The 21,532-nt window shown below is 59.2% G+C and carries 22 protein-coding genes and 1 pseudogene; 9 read left to right on the forward strand and 14 right to left on the reverse strand.

The window, feature by feature from the left end:
* Positions 1–160: 160 nt before the first annotated feature.
* From NE851_RS02260 to NE851_RS02270, 3 genes are read left to right on the forward strand one after another with little or no spacing between them, the layout of a single operon-like run.
* Complete coding sequence (locus NE851_RS02260) at positions 161–919, forward strand: ImuA family protein (RefSeq protein WP_254956000.1); 759 nt, start codon at positions 161–163, stop codon at positions 917–919.
* Positions 840–2,351 carry a Y-family DNA polymerase gene (locus NE851_RS02265; RefSeq protein WP_097623388.1) on the forward strand — a complete coding sequence of 504 codons (1,512 nt, stop codon included), beginning with the start codon at positions 840–842 and terminating at the stop codon, positions 2,349–2,351. The genes NE851_RS02260 and NE851_RS02265 overlap by 80 nt, the downstream gene beginning before the upstream one ends.
* Positions 2,351–5,614: an error-prone DNA polymerase gene (locus NE851_RS02270; RefSeq protein WP_097596363.1), complete on the forward strand. Its 3,264-nt coding sequence runs from the start codon at positions 2,351–2,353 to the stop codon at positions 5,612–5,614. Before NE851_RS02265 ends, NE851_RS02270 begins: the two co-directional genes overlap by 1 nt.
* 10 nt (positions 5,615–5,624) lie before the next feature.
* Here the strand turns inward: NE851_RS02270 and NE851_RS02275 are convergent, their stop codons facing one another.
* The gene (locus NE851_RS02275) at positions 5,625–6,263 is read right to left on the reverse strand and encodes a hypothetical protein (protein ID WP_097544246.1); all 639 of its coding nucleotides are present in this window, start codon (positions 6,261–6,263) and stop codon (positions 5,625–5,627) included.
* Positions 6,264–6,554: 291 nt separating this feature from the next.
* Between NE851_RS02275 and NE851_RS02280 the strand changes: the two genes are divergently transcribed.
* The gene (locus NE851_RS02280; RefSeq protein ID WP_097544228.1) at positions 6,555–6,773 is read left to right on the forward strand and encodes a hypothetical protein; all 219 of its coding nucleotides are present in this window, start codon (positions 6,555–6,557) and stop codon (positions 6,771–6,773) included.
* 253 nt (positions 6,774–7,026) lie between these two features.
* Here NE851_RS02280 and NE851_RS02285 read toward each other — a convergent pair whose 3' ends face one another.
* The 3 genes from NE851_RS02285 to ku (NE851_RS02295) are packed head-to-tail and all read right to left on the reverse strand — an operon-like array spanning position 7,027 to position 9,028.
* Positions 7,027–7,290, reverse strand: a complete 264-nt coding sequence (locus NE851_RS02285; protein WP_254956004.1) for a hypothetical protein — start codon at positions 7,288–7,290, stop codon at positions 7,027–7,029.
* A 4-nt stretch (positions 7,291–7,294) separates the two neighbouring features.
* Complete coding sequence (ku, locus tag NE851_RS02290) at positions 7,295–8,107, reverse strand: non-homologous end joining protein Ku (protein WP_097544230.1); 813 nt, start codon at positions 8,105–8,107, stop codon at positions 7,295–7,297.
* 12 nt (positions 8,108–8,119) lie between these two features.
* Positions 8,120–9,028 carry a non-homologous end joining protein Ku gene (gene ku / locus NE851_RS02295; protein ID WP_097544231.1) on the reverse strand — a complete coding sequence of 303 codons (909 nt, stop codon included), beginning with the start codon at positions 9,026–9,028 and terminating at the stop codon, positions 8,120–8,122.
* Between the two features lie 335 nt (positions 9,029–9,363).
* Between ku (NE851_RS02295) and NE851_RS02300 the strand changes: the two genes are divergently transcribed.
* A complete protein-coding gene (locus NE851_RS02300) occupies positions 9,364–9,546 on the forward strand; it encodes a DUF3606 domain-containing protein (protein ID WP_097596433.1) in 183 nt (60 codons plus the stop codon).
* A 148-nt stretch (positions 9,547–9,694) separates the two neighbouring features.
* Entirely contained in the window at positions 9,695–9,931 is a 237-nt protein-coding gene (locus tag NE851_RS02305; RefSeq protein ID WP_097544233.1) for a hypothetical protein, read from the forward strand.
* A gap of 258 nt (positions 9,932–10,189) precedes the next feature.
* Here the strand turns inward: NE851_RS02305 and NE851_RS02310 are convergent, their stop codons facing one another.
* From NE851_RS02310 to NE851_RS02320, 3 genes are all read right to left on the reverse strand, one after another.
* Positions 10,190–10,462 (reverse strand): BON domain-containing protein, encoded by a 273-nt coding sequence (locus NE851_RS02310; protein ID WP_097544234.1) that lies wholly within the window; start codon positions 10,460–10,462, stop codon positions 10,190–10,192.
* A 316-nt stretch (positions 10,463–10,778) separates the two neighbouring features.
* On the reverse strand, positions 10,779–10,931 hold the full coding sequence (locus NE851_RS35245) for a diguanylate cyclase domain-containing protein (RefSeq protein WP_312862844.1): 153 nt from the start codon (positions 10,929–10,931) through the stop codon (positions 10,779–10,781).
* A 122-nt stretch (positions 10,932–11,053) separates the two neighbouring features.
* On the reverse strand, positions 11,054–11,320 hold the full coding sequence (locus NE851_RS02320; RefSeq protein WP_097596434.1) for a DUF982 domain-containing protein: 267 nt from the start codon (positions 11,318–11,320) through the stop codon (positions 11,054–11,056).
* 1,296 nt (positions 11,321–12,616) lie between these two features.
* On the opposite strand from NE851_RS02320, the gene NE851_RS02325 reads away from it, so the two are divergent.
* Both NE851_RS02325 and NE851_RS02330 read left to right on the forward strand, forming a co-directional pair.
* Positions 12,617–12,811, forward strand: a complete 195-nt coding sequence (locus tag NE851_RS02325) for a hypothetical protein (protein WP_003577126.1) — start codon at positions 12,617–12,619, stop codon at positions 12,809–12,811.
* Between the two features lie 721 nt (positions 12,812–13,532).
* On the forward strand, positions 13,533–15,368 hold the full coding sequence (locus NE851_RS02330) for a methyl-accepting chemotaxis protein (protein WP_097596435.1): 1,836 nt from the start codon (positions 13,533–13,535) through the stop codon (positions 15,366–15,368).
* 112 nt (positions 15,369–15,480) lie between these two features.
* Here NE851_RS02330 and NE851_RS02335 read toward each other — a convergent pair.
* The 3 genes and pseudogenes from NE851_RS02335 to NE851_RS02345 form a co-directional block, all read right to left on the reverse strand.
* A pseudogene (locus NE851_RS02335) lies at positions 15,481–15,791 on the reverse strand (NADH dehydrogenase ubiquinone Fe-S protein 4); the annotation flags it as partial.
* Between the two features lie 69 nt (positions 15,792–15,860).
* Positions 15,861–16,370, reverse strand: coding sequence for an Hsp20/alpha crystallin family protein (locus NE851_RS02340; RefSeq protein WP_097542422.1), 510 nt, complete (start codon positions 16,368–16,370; stop codon positions 15,861–15,863).
* A gap of 93 nt (positions 16,371–16,463) precedes the next feature.
* The gene (locus NE851_RS02345; RefSeq protein WP_028756366.1) at positions 16,464–16,937 is read right to left on the reverse strand and encodes an Hsp20 family protein; all 474 of its coding nucleotides are present in this window, start codon (positions 16,935–16,937) and stop codon (positions 16,464–16,466) included.
* 217 nt (positions 16,938–17,154) lie between these two features.
* Here NE851_RS02345 and NE851_RS02350 point away from each other — a divergent pair, with 217 nt between their 5' ends.
* A complete protein-coding gene (locus NE851_RS02350; RefSeq protein ID WP_028756281.1) occupies positions 17,155–17,379 on the forward strand; it encodes a hypothetical protein in 225 nt (74 codons plus the stop codon).
* A 40-nt stretch (positions 17,380–17,419) separates the two neighbouring features.
* Here the strand turns inward: NE851_RS02350 and NE851_RS02355 are convergent, their stop codons facing one another.
* The 4 genes from NE851_RS02355 to NE851_RS02370 all read right to left on the reverse strand — a co-directional run bounded on the left by NE851_RS02355 (position 17,420) and on the right by NE851_RS02370 (position 21,521).
* The gene (locus NE851_RS02355; RefSeq protein WP_097542423.1) at positions 17,420–19,624 is read right to left on the reverse strand and encodes an amylo-alpha-1,6-glucosidase; all 2,205 of its coding nucleotides are present in this window, start codon (positions 19,622–19,624) and stop codon (positions 17,420–17,422) included.
* A gap of 16 nt (positions 19,625–19,640) precedes the next feature.
* The gene (locus NE851_RS02360; RefSeq protein ID WP_028756279.1) at positions 19,641–20,735 is read right to left on the reverse strand and encodes a glycosyltransferase family 4 protein; all 1,095 of its coding nucleotides are present in this window, start codon (positions 20,733–20,735) and stop codon (positions 19,641–19,643) included.
* A 268-nt stretch (positions 20,736–21,003) separates the two neighbouring features.
* On the reverse strand, positions 21,004–21,225 hold the full coding sequence (locus NE851_RS35250) for a hypothetical protein (protein ID WP_368411025.1): 222 nt from the start codon (positions 21,223–21,225) through the stop codon (positions 21,004–21,006).
* A gap of 50 nt (positions 21,226–21,275) precedes the next feature.
* Positions 21,276–21,521, reverse strand: coding sequence for a hypothetical protein (locus NE851_RS02370; protein ID WP_028756277.1), 246 nt, complete (start codon positions 21,519–21,521; stop codon positions 21,276–21,278).
* Positions 21,522–21,532 lie beyond the last annotated feature (11 nt).

The raw sequence follows: 21,532 nt of genomic DNA on the forward strand, positions 1-21,532 counted from the left end.
TATTCCTGTCTCAACATCCGATTGAATCCGCTGGCGATTTTTATCTTTTGTACCGGCGCTCAACTTCAGCGGGTCATATGCGCATTGACTCATTTATCTCTTCGGAACAAATACAGAACATATTGCTGTTACTCAAGCCGAAAACGGGTTGCCCGAGATCATGAAGTCAGCCGTCGCCCCAAACGCCGTCCTCGACGGGCTGCGCGAGCAGATCGCGCACCTGGAAGGCGCCGGTCGGCGCAGCCGAGGCGTTTTGCCTTTCGGTGTCGCGCAGATCGACGAGCGGCTTCCGGGTGGTGGATTGGCCTATGGCGCGCTGCACGAATGCGCCGGCGGCGGGACCGGCACCGTCGACGGGGCGGCGGCCGCCCTGTTCGTGAGCGGGATTGCCGCCCGTACCAAAGGCAAGGTCGTCTGGTGCCTGACACGTCCTGACCTGTTCTTCCCGGCCTTGGCGCAGGCGGGTCTTCATCCGAACCGGGTCGTCTTCGTCGAGTCCGACAAGGAGGAGGACGTCCTTGCCAATATGGAGGAGGGCCTTTCATACGGCGGCCTCGGGGCGGTGATCGGCGAGATCGTCCGGCTGCCGATGGCCGCGTCCGGGCGGCTGCAACTCGCAGCCGAGAAGAGCGGCACGATGGCGCTTGCAGTGCGGCGGTGGCGACGGCAGACCGAGGCCAGCGACTTCGGCCAGCCGACGGCGTCGACCACGCGCTGGAGGGTGAGCGTCATCCCGAGCGAGGAACTGCCGGTTCCGGGCGTCGGGCGGGCGAGATGGCTTCTGGAACTGATGAGGGTGAAAGCGGGTGAGTGCGCCGAGTTCGAAGTAGGAGCCTGCGATGCCGAGGGTCGTATCGATATTTTTTCCCGATCTGGCGACGGACAGGATCAGGCGGGCCGATCCCGCCATTCCCGTTGAGGAGGCGATCGCCGTCATTTCGAAGAGCGGTTCCAAACGCTGGGTGTCGGCCGCCGATCCCGCGGCCAGAAAGGCTGGCGTTCACGTGGGCATGCCGGCCGCCAAGGCGCAGGCGCTCTTCCAGGGCCTCCGGATGATCGACGCCGATGCCGCCGCCGATGCAGCGGCGCTCGATCGCATCACCATGTGGGCGCTCAGCCAGTATTCGCCGATCGTCGCCGTCGACGCGCCGGACGGCATCGTCATGGACACGGAGGGCGCGGACCATCTACAGGGCGGCGAGGAGCGAATGTTGACGAGCATCGCCAACCGCTTCCGCGCCAAGGGCCTGACGACACGGGTCGCCATCGCCGACACGTGGGGTGCCGCCCACGCATGCGCCAGAGCGACCAGCCGCGAGACCGTCATCGTTCCGAGGGGCGAGACCCTCCGGGCAGTGGAAAAGCTGCCGATCTCTCTTCTACGGCTTCCTGAGAAGATCGTCGGCGACCTGCGGACGCTCGGCTTCAAGACAATCGGCGAGCTTGCCAATACTGCTCGCCCACCGCTTACGCTCCGCTTCGGGCCGGAGGTCGGCCGCCGCTTCGACCAGATGTTCGGCCGCACGCCTGAGCCGATCGATCCCATTCGAACAGCCGAACTTGTCGAAGTCAGCAGGGCGTTCGCCGAACCTATCGGCGCCGCCGAGACCATCAACAAGTATGTCGCCCGACTGGTCGTCCAGCTTGTCGATGCGCTGCAGAGAAGGGGGCTCGGCGTCCGTCGCGCAGACCTCATTGTCGAGAAGGTCGACGGCACCCGGCAAGCCATCCGCGCCGGGACCGCCAAACCCGTGCGCGATGTCGCCTGGCTGACGAAACTGTTCAAAGACAGAACCGAGAAGATCGAACCCGGCTTCGGTATCGAGAAGATGACGCTAGTGGCGGTCATGGCGGAGCCGCTAGAGGAAGCCCAGAAGACGTCGTCGCTGGTCGAAGACGAGGGTGTGGACCTCACGCCGCTCATCGACATCTACGGCAACCGTGGCCAGCGGGTCTATCGCGTCGCCCCCTTTGCTTCCGACGTTCCCGAGCGCTCGGTCCGGAGGATCAGTGCCGCATCCGATCCGATAGAGGCTGCCTGGGTCAATCACTGGCGCCGGCCCGTCCGCCTGCTTGCGCGACCAGAGCAGGTCGACGTGATGGCGCTGCTGCCAGACCATCCGCCCGTCTGGATCATGTGGCGGGGCAAGCGCCGGAAGGTGAAGAACGCCGATGGTCCAGAGCGGATCTTCGGCGAATGGTGGGAACGCAACTCCGAGATGGCCGCGGTCCGCGACTACTTCGTCATCGAAGATGATGCGGGCGAGCGTCTGTGGATTTTCCGTTCCGGCGACGGCGTGGATCCTGAAACCGGGAACCATCGGTGGTTCATGCACGGGATCTTTGGCTGATGAGATATGCCGAACTCCAGGTCACGACGCATTTCAGCTTTCTCCGGGGAGCGAGTTCTGCGCAGGAGCTATTCGAGACTGCGAAGATACTGGGAATTGGTGCCGTTGGTGTCGTTGACCGGAATTCGCTTGCCGGGATAGTCCGCGCACTGGAGGCGTCGCGGTCGACCGGGATCCGGCTCGTCGTCGGCTGTCGGCTCGATCTGCAGGACGGGATGTCGATACTGGTCTATCCCACCGACCGCGTCGCGTACTCCCGGCTCACGCGCCTGATCACGCTTGGGAAGTCCCGTGGAGGCAAGAACAACTGCATTCTGCATTGGAACGACGTGGTCGCATATGCCGATGGCATGATTGGAATCCTCGTGCCGGATCTTGCCGACGAGACCTGTGCCGTCCAGCTTCGGAAGTTGGCCGAGATATTCGGCGATCGCGCCTACCTGTCGCTCTGCCTTCGACGACGTCCGAACGATCAGCTCCGGCTCCATGAGCTGTCGAACCTCGCAATCCGCTTCAAGGTGAAGACCGTCGTGACCAATGACGTGCTTTTCCATGAGGCCGGGAGGCGGCAGCTTCAGGATATTGTCACGTGCATCCGGCACAATACGACCATCGATGCCGTTGGTTTCGAGCGCGAGCGCCATGCCGATCGGTATCTCAAGCCTCCCGACGAGATGGAGCGCCTGTTCCCGCGCTATCCGGAAGCGCTCAGGCGCACGATCGAGATCGCCGATCGATGCAAGTTCAGCCTCGAAGAGCTTACCTACCAGTATCCGGAAGAAGCCATCGTCCCCGGCAAGACCGCGCAGGAATCCCTTGAGCACTATCTCTGGGAATGCGTGCCGAACCGCTATCCGGAAGGCCTGCCGCCGGAGGTGCTGAAGACTGTCCGGCACGAGCTCGCCCTCATCCAGATAATGAAGTATGCCCCGTATTTTTTGACGGTCTTCAGCATCGTCAAATATGCGCGCAGCCAAGGTATTCTGTGTCAGGGACGCGGATCGGCGGCGAACTCGGCCGTCTGCTACATCCTCGGTATTACGAGCATTGATCCCTCGACCAACGATCTTCTGTTCGAGCGCTTCGTTTCGCAGGAACGGGACGAGCCGCCGGATATCGACGTCGACTTCGAGCATGAACGTCGCGAGGAGGTGATCCAATGGATCTACAAAACCTATACGCGCGAGAAGGCCGCTCTGTGTGCGACGGTCACCCGCTACCGGGCCAAGGGCGCCATCCGCGATGTCGGCAGGGCTCTGGGGCTGCCAGAGGACGTGATCAAGGCGCTGTCATCTGGCATGTGGTCATGGTCGGAGGAGGTTCCTGATCAAAACATCCGCGACCTTGGCCTGAACCCCGATGATCGCCGTCTTGCACTCACCTTGAGGTTAGCGCAGCAGCTTATGGGCGCGCCTCGACATCTGGGCCAGCATCCAGGCGGCTTTGTGTTGACGCATGACAGACTGGACGACCTTGTGCCGATAGAACCCGCCTCGATGAAGGATCGCCAGATCATCGAGTGGGATAAGGATGACGTGGAGGCGTTGAAATTCATGAAGGTCGATGTGCTGGCGCTCGGCATGCTCACCTGCATGTCGAAGGCTTTCGACCTGATCCGGGAACACAAGGAGGTCGACCTCGATCTCGCGAAGATCGAGCAGGAAGACTCGAAGACCTACGCGATGATCAGGCGCGCGGACACGCTCGGAACTTTCCAAATCGAATCCCGCGCGCAGATGTCGATGCTCCCAAGGCTCCGGCCGCAGACGTTCTACGATCTCGTGGTTCAGGTTGCTATCGTTAGGCCGGGGCCAATCCAAGGCGACATGGTGCACCCCTATCTCCGCCGCCGTGAAGGCAAGGAAAAGATCGAATACCCGACACCGGAACTGGAGGCCGTTCTCGGGAAGACCCTCGGAGTGCCACTCTTCCAAGAGAGCGCGATGCGCGTGGCTATGGTCTGCGCCGGGTTCACGGGCGGGGAAGCCGACCAGCTCCGGAAGAGCATGGCAACCTTCAAGTTCACGGGCGGCGTATCGAGGTTCAAGGACAAGCTGGTATCCGGGATGGTCAAGAATGGCTACACCGCAGAATTCGCAGAGAAGACCTTCTCACAGCTCGAGGGATTCGGATCCTATGGTTTCCCCGAAAGCCACGCGGCCTCGTTCGCTCTCATCGCCTACGCCTCCAGCTTCGTGAAGTGCCATTTTCCGGATGCCTTCTGCGCGGCGCTCCTGAATTCCCAGCCCATGGGCTTCTATGCTCCCGCGCAGATCGTCGGATGTGCCAAGAACCACGGTGTGCAAATTCTACCGGTCTGCGTGAACCGATCTCGCTGGGATTGCACGCTTGAACGCGTCGGCAACGGCGACCGCCATGCCGTTCGTCTCGGGATGCGGATGGTCAAGGGACTGGCGGCCGCCGATGCCGCTCGGATTGTCGCCGCCCGGATGGATACGGTATTCGAGAGCATCGACGACATGTGGCGGCGTTCGGCCGTTCCGTCCGAGGCTCTGAAGCAACTCGCCGACGCCGATGCATATCTGCCGTCTCTGGGGCTTGAGAGACGTGATGCGATTTGGGCGATCAAGGCCCTCCGTGACGAGCCGCTACCTCTGTTCGCGGCCGCTGCCGAGCGCGAGATGAAAGCAATCGCGGAGCAGCAGGAACCGGAGGTCGCACTCCGGCAGATGACCGACGGGCACAATGTCATCGCCGACTACAGCCACGTCGGGCTGACGCTACGCGAGCATCCGCTCGCCTTCCTGCGGAAGGATCTGCAGAAGAAGAACATCGTCACGTGCGCGGCAGCGATGAACGCTCGCGACGGCCGCTGGCTGATGACCGCGGGCCTTGTCCTCGTCAGGCAGAAGCCAGGATCGGCGAAGGGCGTGATGTTCATCACCATCGAGGACGAGACGGGTGCTGCCAACCTGGTGGTCTGGCCATCCTTGTTCGAAAAGCGCCGTCGCGTGGTGCTCGGATCATCAATGATGGCGATCAATGGGAAGATCCAGAGGGAGGGCGACGTGGTCCATCTTGTTGCACAACAGCTCTTCGACCTGTCCGGCGATCTATCCGGTCTGGCGGATCGCGACACAGGTTTCAGGCTACCGACAGGCAGGGGCGACGAGTTCGCGCATGGCTCTCCCGGAAGTTCGGATTCGCGGGATCGACCGAAGCCTCTGCCCGAGCCGAGGGATATCTTCGTCAGAGATCTGCACATCGATACGCTGAAAGTGAAGGCGCGAAACTTCAACTGAAACGGCAATCCTACCGAAGGAGACCGTCGCTCCCGAATTCGTCCCATCCGCTCAAGCCGGTCGCGGCTTCATCGGCTCGTTCGTTCTGTTTGGCTTTTTCCTTTTTCTTCAGTGAACGCGTCAGCTTCGCCTGATACGCGGCCCGCCTGCGATTTTCCGCTTTCGCCGCTGCGTCGTCCTCTCGCCATTCATCCACTGCGCCACGGTCGAGCAGATCTTCGACGACTCGGGGGTCGAATACGTGAAAGGTGATCTTCCTTGCGCGCCCTTGCAGCCTCACCGTTCGCGTTCCGGCGCTGGGCAGGCGACCGTCTTCGAGCCAGCGCTTCCGCTCTGATGCCGTGATCGTCAGGATATCCTCGATCTCACGAGGGATGATCGGAAGGTCTGCGATGCCGTCCAGTGCGCAGGAAACGGCCGATGCCGTCGCCCTGAATGCTGTCTTCGCAGTCTCTGGCATGACGAGGATGAGCGTGCCTGCCTGCATATCGAGCGACTTCCGCACCGGGGATGGTAGTCGCGAGCGGATTTCCTGCAGAATTCCCTTCACCCTGACACCAGATCCGAGGGTCGCCACCACGGGAAGTAGCCACTCCCTGATCAGCTCGGGATCGTCGGTTTCCTTGCTTTTCGTCTTCGTCTTGGGCATGTCGAAGCAAATGGTGTCCAAGGGGTCAAGCGTCAACGGAACTCGGGAGGATTTCCCACGTTCTCGCAGCGAGGAGGACCCCATGTCTGTGCCAAACGAACCCATCGTGCCGCCGCCATCGCCACCGCCCGTCGACACGCCACCGCGCGATCCTGACCGGATACCCGGCGAGGAACCGCTTCCCGATCCCGAGCCCGACGAGGGCGCTTCTCCAAGAACACGCGCTTCCGTACATCGCCCGACGTGGGACCTTCTTTGCAGAGGCATTCGTCTTCAGCCGGAGAACGGGCAATGACCAAGGACTGGCGCGACGACCTGAGCCTGAAGCTCGAAGATTTCGTCGACACGTTCGTGGTTAAAGGCGCAAAGGCAACGGAGGTCTACGATGCCATACAGAACGAACTTGACCGCCTGAGGGTCGCGTACGACCGGGACCCGGATCCCGCAGACGACCAATCGGACGACGTTGTCGAGGAACCGTCAAACGACAAGCCGGCTTCCCAGGCCTGACCCACGCGCGGGAAGACGGCCGGCAAATCCTTCGGGAAATTTTCTAGTTGAGACTTGTTGCGGACACACTTCAGGTAGAACTCTCCCACAGGCCTTGCTGATGCGCGCTGAATTCGCAGCTCGCAACGCCGCATCGCTGAAATGCTTTTGATCACGGATGTACTGGCACTGGTCAGAAGGCGATGATGGGTCGGTGCGGTTTCTACCCGGCCTTTTTTGTTGCCTGAGAGGCGGGGGGGTTCCTCAGGGCGGATCAGTGCCACGTATCCAACGACGGCTCGTCGTCGTCAAAGTTTCCATTGCTGGCAGCATCGTACGAGTTGATGCTGCGGCCGCCGCCACGCGTGCCATATCCCGTCAACTGAACCATGACCTCTTTCGCACGCTCAATGGCCTCGTCTTCGCTTGCAGCGTGACCGTCTGCGACCTTGATCGACACCACTTCACCGTCGTCGCCGACGAAATCTATCCGCCAGCCCGTCCTCTCGTGTGCAACCTTGGTTTCCAGCAAGTGCATGTGACTACCCGGCCTTCCTGCCTTTGAGATCGGCCTCGACGCTCTTCCGGAGCGCATCCATGATACTGACCACATTCGACTTCGGTGCGGATTCGGCCGCTTTCCCTGTCGCCGTTTTTTTCGGTTTCAACGCCTTTTTCTTCTCGTCGATGAGCTTCAGCAGGCTGGTCTGGATGGGATCGCTGACCATGTCCGGCGACCAGCGCGCGGTCTTCTGCTTGATGAGCTTCTGGACGAGCGGAATGAGATCCGGATCTGCGTGCTCGTCGATTTGCTCGAAGTAATTCTCCTCCGGTCGAACCTCGTCGCCGAAACGCAGCGTCCAGAGCACGATTCCTTCGCCGCGCGGTTCCAGGACGACCGCCCGCTCTCGGCGGCCTATCACGAGCTTCGACACACCGAAAACCTTGTCGGCCTTCATGGCATCCCTGATCACCGCAAATGCCTCGTTGCCGACGGCGTCGTCCGGCATCAGGTAATGCGGCTTCTCAAGGTAGATCCACTCGATGCTGTCGGCCGGGACGAACTTGTCGATGTCGATCGTCTTCACCGTGTCGAGCGCAACGGCATCCAGATCGTCCTCGGTGAGGATAACGTAGTCGTTCTCTCCGCGAGCGTAGCCCTTGGCTTCGTTCTCGTCCTTGACGGGCTTGCCCGTGACGGAATCGATGTATCGGGAGACGATGCGGTTGCCCGTCTCCTTGTTAAGTGTATGGAAGCGAACCTTCTCGCTTTCGCTCGTGGCCGGGGTCATGGCCACGGGGCAGGTGACCAGGGAGAGTTTGAGATAGCCTTTCCAGTAATATTTCGGAGCCATCGTCTAATCTCCCTAGCTGGCTTTGCGCTGCGGGGCAGCCTTTGAAGCGGCGGACTTCGCTGCCGCCCCGCGCGCGGCGCGCTGCCTCCCAGTGCCGGTGTTGGCGTTGGCGGCAGTGCGTTTCGGTTTGTCCGCAGCGGCCTTCATGATGCCTGCGCTCTCGCGCAGCGCGGCCAGCAGATCGTTGGGCTTCGAGACCTGCACCTTCTTCGGCTTTGGAAGCGACTTGCCTTCCAGCTTCGCCTTCACCAGATCGGCGAGGGCGGCTTCGTAGCGGTCGTCGAAGGTCGCCGGATCGAACTCGCCCTTCTTGGTGCTGATGATGTGCTTGGCGAGCTCGAGCATCTCGCCCTGTATCTTGAGCTTGGGCATCTCCTCGAAAGCCTTCTCGGAGGAACGAACCTCGTAGTCGTAGTTGAGCGTGCTGGCGATTAGGCCCTTGCCGTGCGGCCGTATCAGCACCGTGCGCATTCGACGGAATAGGACGGTGCGGGCGATGGCTGCGACCATCGACTTCTTCATCGCATCGCGGAGAGCCGCGAACGCGTCTCCGCCCATCTTGTCGGGCGTGAGGTAGTACGGTTTGTCGAAATAGACGTCGTCGACGTCGGAGCAGGGGATGAACGCCTCGATCTCGAGCGTCTTGTTGCTCTCAGGAATCGCGGCGGAAACTTCCTCAGGATCGATGATGATGTACTGGCCGTTCTCGATCTCGAAGCCCTTGGTCTGGGCTTCCTTCGGCACCGGATCCTCGGTCTGGCTGTCTATGAAGATGCGGTTGACGCGGTTGCCCGTGGCCTTGTTGATGGTGTTGAAGGTGATGCGCTCGCTAGTCGAGGCTGCCGTGTAGAGAGCGACGCCGCAGCTTACCTCGCCGAACTTCAGAAAGCCTTTCCACTGCGCACGCTGTCCTGACGGCATGACAAATACTCCGAATCATTAATACGCGACTCAAAGACGTGTCAGGGTGATTCGTTCCGACTCAAAACGAATCATTTTTCAATACTTTACGGAAATTCTCTCTCAAATTGATTCCGCCGTCACCGCTGGCCGAATTGCGCCCGACAGTAGTGGAAAGGTGGAGATTTGTTCAGTTCGAGCGCCACGGTAACCACCTTCCTCCCAGCACAATGGCGGGCACCGCTTAGGGAATTCCGCAGCCGCTTCAAGCGCAGCATCGCCATCCACTGTCTCCCGGGAACCACCGGAATCCTTGTGAGTTTGTACTGCGAACGTTCATTCGAAGGAGAAGCCCGATGGCACAGACACCGACATCCCGCGGCCGCGCACAGGATCGAGCTCGCGTGGCCGGCGGTCAGGATCACGAGGTCAAGTACGAAGCAACGAAGGAAGGCGTCTCGAAAGATGCTGTCAAGAAGGCCGTGAAGAGCGCTGGAAACGCACGGAAGAAGGTCGAGGCCGAGATTGGTCGCCGCTAGACGGCCAAGCGGTGTTGCCCTATCCATGGACGAGGCAGGTTCCCGTGAAGTCCTGTCTTTGTTAGTCTGAATGATGGCGACCCCGCTGTGGTCGGAACGAAGCAGTCATAGCCGCGCACGCCTGCCGCCGCCATGTCTGGGGTAACGCATGTCCAAGTGCTTACAGGAAGACCACCTGCTGATGTCGAAGGCCGTCCGTGAATGGTATCGGTACTACGAGGTGGAGTGGGACGATCAAGCGTCCTCCTTTTTGTGTGATGCCGCCATCGAACTCTACAACGAGGGCTGTCGCTCTTTAGAGGAGATGGCGACCGTTCTGATCGGCACTTACGTCGGGCTGGCCGCCACGCGCGTAAACGCGCCATCTTCGAGCTCAGTGCATTGACAGGCCAAATCAGATCGGGCTGCACTCGGCGAATTCGCACTGCATGTGATCCTAGCGCGTCTTCTTCCAGCCGTAGACATATTCCCCTGGTCGATTGCGGTCGCGCGCATGTTTCGTCGCACCGCTTAAACGAAGCGCTGGCGGCAAAACTCGCCGCGCTGCTCACGCGTCTTCCTGTTGAGTATTGCCAACGTCCGGGCTATCACCTGCCTGCTGACCGGGCCTCACCCGACCTTTGTCCTGATCCGATTGATGCCATTACTGGGCGGGAAACCGGCTCAGCATCCGGTCCTGGACGTTCTCCTCGCCGACGATCATCGCCGCAAGCGAGATGGCTTTATCACGGTCCGCAACGTTTGTTATGTAGCCTTCGAGCAGGACCACAGGGCCGAGCATCCTGATCTCGATCGCACTGCTGTCGATATCCTGAGCGGCGGAAAGGGTCGCTTTGATCGTCGCCATGGTCGAGGCCGAACTATGGCCCTGGGAGCAGCACTCTTGGTGGCTGGCATTGTCGGAACCGAACTTCATATCGTCCTCCTGGTCGTTGCCCTCCACGAACCGTCATATTACCTCAGAACCTAATAAGAGAAGCGGGCTATGGAGTCGCCAGTCCGACTTAGGTCCGTCTTCCCCTCGGCGCGATCCAGCTTAGATTTTCCTCATCCTTGTTAAAAGGACACCAGGGAGGTTTTAGCAATGTTGCCGTTCCCAGTCAGAACCTCCCTGGTGAAGCTTTGTCGATCCATGTCGGGCGTCGCATAAAAAGCGAAGATTCGCTCTGTGAAAACCTGCCTGGATGCCATTCAGGACAATATTCCCCCGAAGACCGTCTGCATGATCTCATTCATGCGCTGGGCCACGAGCGAGATGAGCTTGTCCCCGTCGGGTGCCCGAAAGTATCGTTGACCGCTTTGACTCGATCGAGGTCTATGAACAGTACGCAGTGGCTCTGGCCCTGGGAGCCGCCGCAAGCCGGACGGCGAGTTCGGTGCTGAATGAGCTCGGTTTGAAAGACCGGTCAGAGGATCGCGCGAGGCGAGATGCTGGAGCTCCTCACGAGTTGAGGCAAGCCGTGCTGAACGTCTCACCCTCGCCAACCACCGCTTCTTTTACTCGTTGTCATCGCTGAACGACGGTCAGCGCAGCGATACCTGCCTCATCGGCCGCACGCAAGAACGCGTCCCAAAATTGCTCCGGAGCGATCTCACCGCTGATCGCATCGACGCAAGCCTTCACCGCAGTGACATATTCTTCGCCGTCATCGGAAGGCCAGTCCCTGAGCAGCATATATGCCGCGTCGCCGAGGGTGCGAACGATCCTGTGAGCTGGCTGACCGCGCAGAGCCAGCCCGACGGGTGTGAATGCAGACGTTGCGTCCCAGTTCATTGTCGTCGACCTCAGGTCAGACATCGCTATTCGCGGGATAATATACGCGTGTATTCCAAAAGCGTAATTGACGATTGGTTACCCGGAGTGACCGGGTGTGAAGGTATGCCGCTGGAAAGGATTGGGCGCTCTACGATTTCGTATCGGAGCGCCCTGAGCAGCATCGGCTATTGTTGCGATAGATGACGACAGCGGCAGGGCATCGAGGTCACTCGCCCAAGGTTTTGAAACTCTGTGAGCAAGGGATGTCGAGGGTAAAGATGAGGCCGATCGATATCATTTCGACGGCCTCCAAAATTCAATTAGTTTAACGCATCGGCGATTGCCAGAATAAGAAGAGCCGGTTCAAGTTGAACGTGGCCGACCGAGGAGTGCCCAAGCTCGACGTAACTTCTGAAGGCGGGAGGAAATCCGCTGTGGAGGAGGGGCCGATATTCCATTGCGAAAATCAGCTAAGGCTTGAGCCTCCAGCCTCGTTCTCTCGCTTGACCATTGCTGGTCAACTATTGGCTTGCCGGTCTGGTGGTCTATGACCGACCACCTTCCGTTCTCGAGTGCTTGTATCTGGTAGCGCTGCATTCTCAAGCCATAGATTTAGATGTGCCTACATCAGCCTGAAATCTCATTGAAATCAACTGGAACGGAACGCTGCTTCACACATACTTCGGTTAGATGGTGAACCCCCGGTTACCCGAGGGCAAGCGGCAACTTCCATATGGCGTCGAACTATCAACCTTACTACATTGTAGCGGCAATGTTCCCATCGGATATATCGCTTGTTATACGGTGATCAGGTACTTCTGAAGCCCTCAGGGATATCGCGTCTGTCCGGAAGCTACCTGGGAGTGAAATCGGACTCTTTGATCCCGCCAACCTAGCACCTGCGCTCAGTGGCGATCCGCAATATCGCCAGTAAAGCCGTCGGCGGGCCGCCCTCGACTATGGGTATCGGACGAACGTACATCATTTATTACTTCGCACATGCGGTAATTGTCATACGATTCAAAACGCTAAAAAATAACAAAAATCAGTTGCTTACTCGAAGTTTCTCGACTACGTTTTTTACAGAAAAATTCCGAAATAACCGGCCTCGCCGGCGATACTCAGCGGTCGTTTGATCTCGCTTGAGGAGGATCATGACGTTGTTTGTCCGACTTCGTTTCTTCGCAATGATGCAGCGAGCGCGTGATCTCGTCTCGATCCGATACGGACCTACGACGGCAATCTGACGCGTCGGAAACCCTTTGTCCCACTTTTGTAAGATGGTGCTCCGGTGTGGTGCGCCCGAGGTTTGTTATGCAAAAGCAAGCTGTCGTATTCAACGGTCAGGAAGTCGGGATCGCGGTCCCAGTCGAAAACCGCCTCAAATTCATCGCTGTCCGCTTCAATGTCATTGACCTGGACAACAGGCTCTTCGACACGGTTACCGAAATCCGGCGCGCCATTACAGAGCATCTCGCGTCCAGCGGTCGTGCGATAACCTCGCACTGAATGGCAGAAGATATTCTTCTACGTCATGCGGCGTCCGTCATGGGAGGCCGACATGAACGCAATCCCATCTGCTTCACAACGCTACCCACCCAGGGCTGCAGGGCAATCGGACGCCGGCCAGCTGCGTCTGCCGCCATGCGATAGGCACTTTCGACGTCACGGCACTGTAGCGATTTCGCGTGTCGTTGATCCCACGTTCAATTCGATTGGCGACATTGAAATTTCGCCCGATCGCCCCGCCTCGTATGACGCTCCCGTGGGGATGTAAAATGATGCCATGAAGCCGGCACCGAGATCGAATGTTGGCCCGCAAAAGAGGACCGCGAAGAAACGTTCGTGCCTAAGCTTGAGCCTCGGCCGGCCGACCTGTCTTCGATTTGTCGAACGTGATGCGCTGCCACTCGCATCCTTGGAATTCTAGCCGGTCCATACCGAGCCGACTGCCTCCTGCGCCTGCCGCCGGTCAGACGAAGCGGAACCAGCACAGCGACGCGAATGCTCCCGTCGGCGCCAGGTTGGCATTGTCACGATTCGCAATTGGCGCTGGATGCAACCCCCTGATGGTACGCGCGGACGGCTTTGCTATGTGTCGTTTGTAAGCAACGAGAATAATCAGGCCCACGGCGACCGAAGTAAATAAAGTTAATTCTAAATTAGCCAATCGGGCGAATTCTCGCAGCTACGTGACCCGCGCGGTCGTCCTCAGGAGCTGGAGATCCGAATGAAGCGCCCGAATGTCAAGCAGGCCCTTGTTGCGGTTTTATCCGTCATTTGTGCCTTCCTCGTTGTCCTGTCCTACAGTTCCCTCAGCACGATCTCGACCTTGAACGACAACACCCAGCAAATTGGTGGCTTCTGGATGAAACGCCTGGTTACCGCGAGGGATATCAAGGGGAATTTCTCCGATTTGAAGCTTGCTTACGCGCGCTATCTGTTGGAGTCTTCACCAGAAAATCAAGCCGTTGAAGCTAAACTGGTCGACGACGCCAAGTCCGCTGTCCAGACCGCGATCGATGAATATGTGAAAGGCGTGCGTACCGAGCGGGGCCGGGAACTGATCACTCAGGTCAACTCGGAACTCAAGAAGTACGGCGAGCTTGCTGAGCATATGGCTAAATTACAGGACGGCGGAAAGGGCGCCGAGGCGGTCAGCTTTTTCCGCGAGAGTATGGAGCCGCAATCCGATCTGGTCGGCCAGAAGATTTCTGATCTCGTGGCCTTCATCTTGAGCCAGACCGAGACCTATGTGGCGGCAAGCGAGGGCGCCGCACGCACGGCATTCGTAATCACAGCAATAATTGCAACTCTTGCCGTTCTGGTCGCTTTAGCCGGCACGATATTCGCCGTGCTCGGCGTCGCGAGCCCGATCCGCCGCATCGCCTCAGCCATGAAGATCTTGTCCGACGGGGATCTGCAAAGCGAGATCCCTTATGCCGGCCGCGCCGACGAGATTGGCGCAATGGCAGCAGCGGTCGAAGTGTTCCGACAGAACGCCATACATGTCCTCCGCCTGGAACAGGAAGCGTCGGCATCGCGAAGCCAGTCGGAGGCCGCACGTGCAGCTGCACAGGAGCGCGCCGAGCATGAGGCGCAACAATTACGGTTTGCGACGACCACTCTAGGTGACGGACTGAGACGTCTTGCAGGCGGCGATGTCTCTTTCCAGCTGGCGGAGCCCTTCGCTGAGGAATACGAGCAACTGCGGGAAGATTTCAACACGTCCCTCAAGCAACTCGGGACGGCAATCGGTGCTGTCCTGCAAACGGTGCACAGCATCGACAATGGAACGCGCGAAATCGCGTCCGGTGCGCAAGATCTTTCCAAGCGTACGGAGCAGCAGGCCGCGTCTTTGGAAGAGACGGCGGCAGCTCTCGATGAGATTACCACCAACGTTGCCACCGCGTCCAAACGAACCGACGAGGCCCGCAATGTCGCGCAGGAGGCTAATGTCAGTGCGGAACGTTCCGCTGCCGTCGTGTCTCAAGCCGAACAGGCTATGAGGCGCATTGAGGACAGCTCGGAGCAAATCTCCAATATCATCGGCGTGATCGACGAAATCGCTTTCCAGACAAACCTTCTGGCGCTGAATGCAGGCGTCGAGGCAGCCCGCGCCGGAGAAGCCGGTAAAGGCTTTGCCGTTGTCGCACAGGAGGTACGCGAACTCGCCCAGCGCGCAGCGACGGCGGCGAAGGAAATCAAGGGACTCATCGAAAAGTCATCAGTCGAAGTCGGCACGGGTGTGAAATTAGTCCTCGAAACGGGCCAGTCGCTTAAGTCTATCGGCGACCAAGTCTCTCAGATCAATCAGCTGATGGCAGCCATCGCAACGTCGGCGCGAGAGCAGTCCACGGGGCTCGCCGAAATCAACACCGCCGTCAATCAAATGGATCAGTCCACCCAGCAGAACGCGGCGATGGTCGAGCAATCGACCGCAGCGGCGGCGTCTTTGTCGAGTGAGGCGAGCAGACTGCGTGAACTCGTCAACCAATTTCATCTCGACAGCGCCGCCGGCCATGTGGCCGCGTTGAGAAGTAATGTCAGGATCAGGGCGGCATGATAATGGCCCGGCCGTTTCGTCGAGCGGCGGTTGCTGAGACTGTCCTCGCGCAGATCTTGGCCTCTTTTCGACTGCAACCTCTCCAAGATCCGACGTGGAGGCCTCATTCGCCTCCATGCCGCTCGGCACAGCGGATGGCGGATTCGAGCGTGGGGAATGGGTGAGCGTGTCGGCACTTCCCGTATAGCCCATCAAAGGTTCGCTGAATGGCGCGCTGCGGCGGTCGAAAACAAGACGCCAGCCCTTCGTCCGCGCGGTCCCTGATGTTGTCACCGAGCGCGACGGTTTAAAAATTTGGGCAACGGCATTCTCGGGAAACAATGAGTGCCCGAAACAAGGATGGCTCCACCGGTTGTCGTTTAAGACGCGCAAACCGGGAGCCGTTACTATTCTCTCGTTATCTGAGTGTCTGCCAGTCTCCATCATTTGTCCTCCCCATGTTGGAGAAGGATGCGCGGCGGCCGCCACTTGGCCGCCGCGCGTTCGTCTCGATCAACTCTTGATGGCGATGCGCTTGACCTGCGACTGCGCCTCCTCGGTCTTCGGCAAGGTGATCGTCAGTATTCCGTTCTTGAAGGTGGCGTCGACCTGGTCTTCCTTGACCTTGACACCGAACGGGATGCGGCGCTCGAAGCGGCCGTAGTAGCGCTCGGAAAACCGGCGATCCTTATCCTCGCTCTCGGAGTGCTTTTCGCCCTTCAGCGTCAGCACGCCATCATTGAGCAGGACCTCGATGTCCTTCTCCTCAAGACCGGGGACTTCGGCCGTCACCTTGATCTCCTTGTCGGTGTCGGAGATCTCGACGCTTGGCCATCCACCCCCGAGGGAGGAGGCGTTGCCGAAGGACGGCAGGCCGGAGCCAAAGCCGCGGAAGACATCATCGAACAGACGGTTCACCTCACGATGAAGCGACAGGAAGGGATCACGGTCGTCATCGCGCAAGAGACTTGAAACCTGGTTGCCATTGTTGCGGCCCCAGGGAATCAGATCACGAACACTCATGTTTCTTCTCCTTTCTGTTGGTTCGCTTGGCGAAACTTTGCTGCCGGCGCCGGACCATGCCCGGCGCCTTGCTTGCGGTCTGCTGGGGAAGGCTTAAGCCGCCTGCTGCTTGCCCTCGATCTGCTTGGTCTCGGCCTTCGGCATCTGGCCGGTTCGGATCTCGATCTGGCGCGGCTTCATCTCTTCAGGGATTTCGCGCTTGAGATCGACGGTCAGCAGACCGTTGACGAAACCCGCACTCACGACCCTGACATGGTCGGCTAGTTCGAAGCGACGCTGGAACGAGCCGCTGGCGATGCCGCGGTGCAGATATTGGAGGTCATCGTCGCTCGCCTTCTGTCCCGAGACGATGAGCATGTTCTGCTCTTGAGTCATCGCCAGCTCGTCCTGTGAGAAGCCCGCCAGTGCCATGACAATGCGGTAATCATTCTCGCCAGCTTTGACGATATCGTAAGGCGGCCAACTGTCGCTCGTCTCGGCGCGGCTTGCAGCCTCGAGCGCGTTGAACATCCGGTCGAAGCCTATGCTCGATCGGAACAGGGGTGAGAAATCGAGGTTTGTCCTCATAGCCATATCCTCCTTATAAGCAACATGGATACAAGGAGACGCCAAGAGCAACGGCGTCTCCTGGACCTGTGTCAATCCCCATTGGGCAATCGACTAATATCGATATAATTCAGTGTCTTAGAATTTCAAGGGGAGTGGAACTTCTCGGTGGAAAAAATTGAAAATTTTCCGAGGCGCCACCATATCTGGGCCGAGCGGGAGAGAGGAGAAAGTTGCTATGATAATGACCGCAGACGACGTCATCGCCGTGCTTGGGCCTGCCGACGAAACGCTGGTGGCTGAGGTCATCGCGACAGGTGCGACCAAGACTGAACTTGCCGAGGCATTTGCGTGGGCCAACAACGACGAAGCCTTGATGGGCGAAGGTCGCCGTCTGCCGACAGGCAGGGTTGCCGCGCTCGTTGATCTGCTTTCCGCCGAGGAGGAAGAGCAGGATAGATGACATCACTGGCCGCTGCTCCGGGCGCGATCGACGCAACCGGTCATGCCGTCGCGAGCACGCGGATGTTGCCCTTGCGATCGATCACGTCCACAACGACATTGAGTCCGGAACGTCGAATGGCGATGTCTGCCGAACCATTGCCGATTAACAGGTGTCGCAACGTGACCTCATCGAGGAAGCTCGGAAGGCGCGGCTCGTTCAAGCTGATCTGCAAGGCGTTCGGATCGAACTCAAGACCGAGACACGACTGCAATAACGACAAAGGCGTTGCCGCCGCCCATGCCTGCGGCGAGCAGGCGACCGGATAGAAGGTCGGTCCCTGCGCGCGCCTGCGCGGCAGGCCGCAGAAAAGTTCGGGAAGCCGCCGCAATTCGATATAGGTCGAAGCGGCAAAGAGTCCCTCAAAGATCCGCGCGGCTTCCGCGCGATAGCCATAGCGAGCAAGCCCCCTGGCGATCAGGGCGTTGTCGTGCGGCCAGATCGAGCCGTTGTGATAGCTCATGGGATTGTAGAGCGCCTCTGTGGAGGCAATGGTGCGGATGCCCCAGCCACAGAAGGACGAGGCACTCATCAAAGTGAGGGTGAGCTGTCTGGCCCGTTCGGGATAGGCGATGCCGGTGAACAGGGCATGGCCGGCATTGGAGGAGCGGACCCTGCAGGGTCGCTTGTCGCCATCGAGCGCCAGCACGTAGGTGCCAAGTTCCTCGTCGAAGAAGCTCGTATCAAAGGTGCGACGCAGCCCCTCCGCACGCGCTAAGAAGCCGGCGGCCCGTTCCGGCCGGCCGAGGCGCTGAAAGATCTCGGCCGCCGCCTGCCACGCGCCATAGACGTAGGCCTGAACTTCGGCGATCGCGATCGGACCCTTGGCGAGCGTCCCGTCCGCGTGGAAAATGGAGTCGTGGCTGTCCTTCCATGCCTGGTTGACCAACCCTTCTTCCGTCTGTCGCCCATATTCGACGAAGCCGTCGCCGTCGCGATCGCCATGGTCATCAATCCATGTCAGTGCGGCTTCGATATGCGGCAGGAGACGGTCGATGGTCGCAAAATCACCGGTTCGCCCGAGATATTCACCGGCCAACATCACGAACAACGGCGTCGAATCGATGCTGCCGTAATAGCGGCGAAAAGGAACCTCGCCGAGCTCGGCCATTTCGCCACAGCGCACCTCGTGCAGGATCTTGCCGGGTTCCGCATCTGCGACTGGATCGATCTCCGTTGCCTGGTTGGTTGCCAAGTGGCCAAGAACTCCGCGTGCGATCTCCGGATCGAGCCAGAGCGTCTCCAGCGCCGTAATCAGAGCATCGCGCCCGAAGACTGTGCTGAACCAGGGAATCCCGGCGTAGGGATAGGGGCCTTCTGGCTTGTCGGTCATCAGCATGTAGAGATCGGAGATGCTGCGTTGGGCGACTTCGTTGAAGATTTCGTTCGACGTTGTGATCGAGGCGGCGCGCGACGAAGAGGCGCGCAGGGCTCTGCGCGAATCCCGCAGCGCAAGGAAGAACGAACGATGGCCGGGTTTTCGAGTCTCCTTCTGGTCACAGCCGATTTCTATGAACAGAGACCGGCTCTCGTGCGGCGCCAGCTGGAGATCATAAGTGACATGGCCGGTGGTGAGTTCGGTCGGCTTCGGATCGAAGGAAAGTTGCGTTGATCGATTTTGGTTGTCGAGGCCGATATAGGAGAGAAAGACACAATCCTGCTCAACGACAGGAGAAAGATGGCGCCCTCTTTTTGCCCTTACGGTTCCGCGAACTTCGAAGAGATCGGCGAAATCCGCTCCGAAAGTGATCTCGATACGAATGGGCCGCGGGCGGTCATCAAAATTCCTTATCGACAGTCGCTCGTAGCACTGAGCATTCCAGAGGAAGCGAGACCTGCGCAGGTGGATGACGTCGTGGCCGAGGACAAGCCGACCCTTGTCGTCGAAGAGGTCGGGATTGGTGAGGTCGCAGGTGAGCGTCGCGTTGTCATCGCGCAGTATCGACGACAGCAGCATTGGGGGCTTGCCGTTGATCGTCAGGCTGAGATGCGAGAGATATCGGGTATCGCGATGAAACAGGCCTTCCGGGCTGTCTGGTCCCGAAACTGCATCGCCATTGTGATCAAAGACGGCGAAAGTATCGCCGTGCTTTAGAGTGAGCGGCCGGCGCTCCTGCAGTGATGAGGTAGCCGGAATGAAAAATTTCTCGACCGTTGCCATCGGGCCGGACGATGCTGGCACTGGGCTGCTGTCTATAGAAGACATTGCTCCTCCTGAAATCTCAGACGACGAGCTGCAAGTCGAGCGGCTGCCCGTTCGACCGGCGAACTGGAGCGACTTTGGAACGGACGCCGGGTAGGCTACGGTAGAGGTCGAGGTAGTCGTACGCCATCCTTTCCGCGGTAAAGCGCTTCTCGAACGTGGCCCGCACCTTGTGGCGATCCATCCGAAGCGCCCATTCGACGTTCTCGGCCGCGTCGGTGACGCTGTCGACCAGAATTCCGGACACGCCGTTGTCGATCACCTCCGGCACCGAGCCGCAGCCGAAGGCGACGACCGGAGTGCCGCAGGCCATTGCCTCGATCATCACCAGTCCGAACGGCTCCGGCCAATCGATCGGGAAAAGCAAGGCTCCTGCATTTCCAAGGAAGGTTGCTTTCTGATGCTCATCGATCTCGCCGATGAACTCGACATTGGAATGACGTTTCATCATCGGCTCGATGACCGTTTCCCAGTAGGCCATGTCGGCATTGTCGATCTTGGCGGCGATCTTCAGCTGCATGCCGACTTTTGCCGCGATCTCTATTGCACGATCGGGTCGCTTTTCCGGCGAAATGCGGCCGAGAAACGCAAGGTAATCGCCCTTTGGCTTTTCCGTGAAAGGCAGCAGACCGGTGGGCAGACCGTGGTAAACCGTTCCCGCCCAATGGACCGGTGGCATAGGCCTACGTTGGTCATTGGAGATCGAAACGACCGGAACATCTGCGAAGGTCTGGTAGAAGGGCTTGAGATCCGGCAGATCCAGACGGCCGTGCAAGGTTGTCAGCGTGCGGTCGGCAAAATTTCGGATCAGCGGGAAATGCAACAGATCGATATGGAAATGCAGGACATCAAACTCATGCGCGCGGCAGCGAATTTCCTCCAGCATCACAATCTGATGCGGCAGTTGGTCCTTGACCGCCGGGTTAAGCCGCAGCGCAACGTCCGCGCAGGATACGAGCCGGGCGTCGGTGACGGAGTCGCCGCTGGCAAAAAGCGTGACGTCGTGGCCCTGCGAGACAAGTTCTTCGGTGAGATAGGATACAATCCGCTCCGTTCCCCCATAGAGCTTCGGCGGAACGCTTTCGGGGAGCGGCGCGATCTGAGCGATCTTCATCGGCAAAACCTCCTCAGTTGAGCAAAGAGTCGTCGGTAAAAATCTTCTCCGCGTCCGAAACAGGCACGCGGCGGTCAGGGGGAGCGGTTAGATCTCGAATGGTTGTCTGAGTCCTCGTTTCCAGTAGCTGCACAGACCGAAGCCGCCGGATCGGTGCGACAGCGATCTACGGCGGCGGCTTTGGCTGTCATTGACGGAAGCCGTCTGCTTTTGCGCTGATGTGTTTTGATCGTCACCATCGAGAGCCTTCAAGGTCGCAAGAACCTCATCATAGGAGACAATCCGTTCTGTCCCGGGATAGCGTCGCCAGGCTGGCATGGATTCGATTGCCAGAGGCCAGAATAGCCCGCTTCTCGTCCTTGCTGATATTGTCCGCCAACAGCACGTGGCGGGGATGATCGAAATGCATGGCCGGGTGCAACAGATGCGCGGCGCTTATTGTTGCTGCGGCATGCTTGGCTGCAGAATTGCTATCAGTTTCCTTTCTCATGTTCTGACTCCACGGATATAGGACCAATGGACGTTGTCGACTCTCCCATGTCACGCGGCCTGGGTGGGTTGCTTTTCGAACAGTCCGCGCGCGGCCCGAACCATGGTCTTCAGGTGTTCGGGATTGCGAACGCCCTGCCGATAAAGCTCCACGACGATTGCCGCGATGCGTTCAGCTTCTTCAGAATTGCGAGGCAAGTCCGCCACAGTTCTGAGGTCATCGAAGACGTGTCGGCAGACTTCGAGGTCACGGGAATCAAGCGGCGCTTGCGACTTCTTGATGATCGTTTGAACCATTTGTTCCTCCA

The organism is Rhizobium anhuiense bv. trifolii (assembly GCF_024346605.1).
GTDB lineage: Bacteria > Pseudomonadota > Alphaproteobacteria > Rhizobiales > Rhizobiaceae > Rhizobium > Rhizobium anhuiense.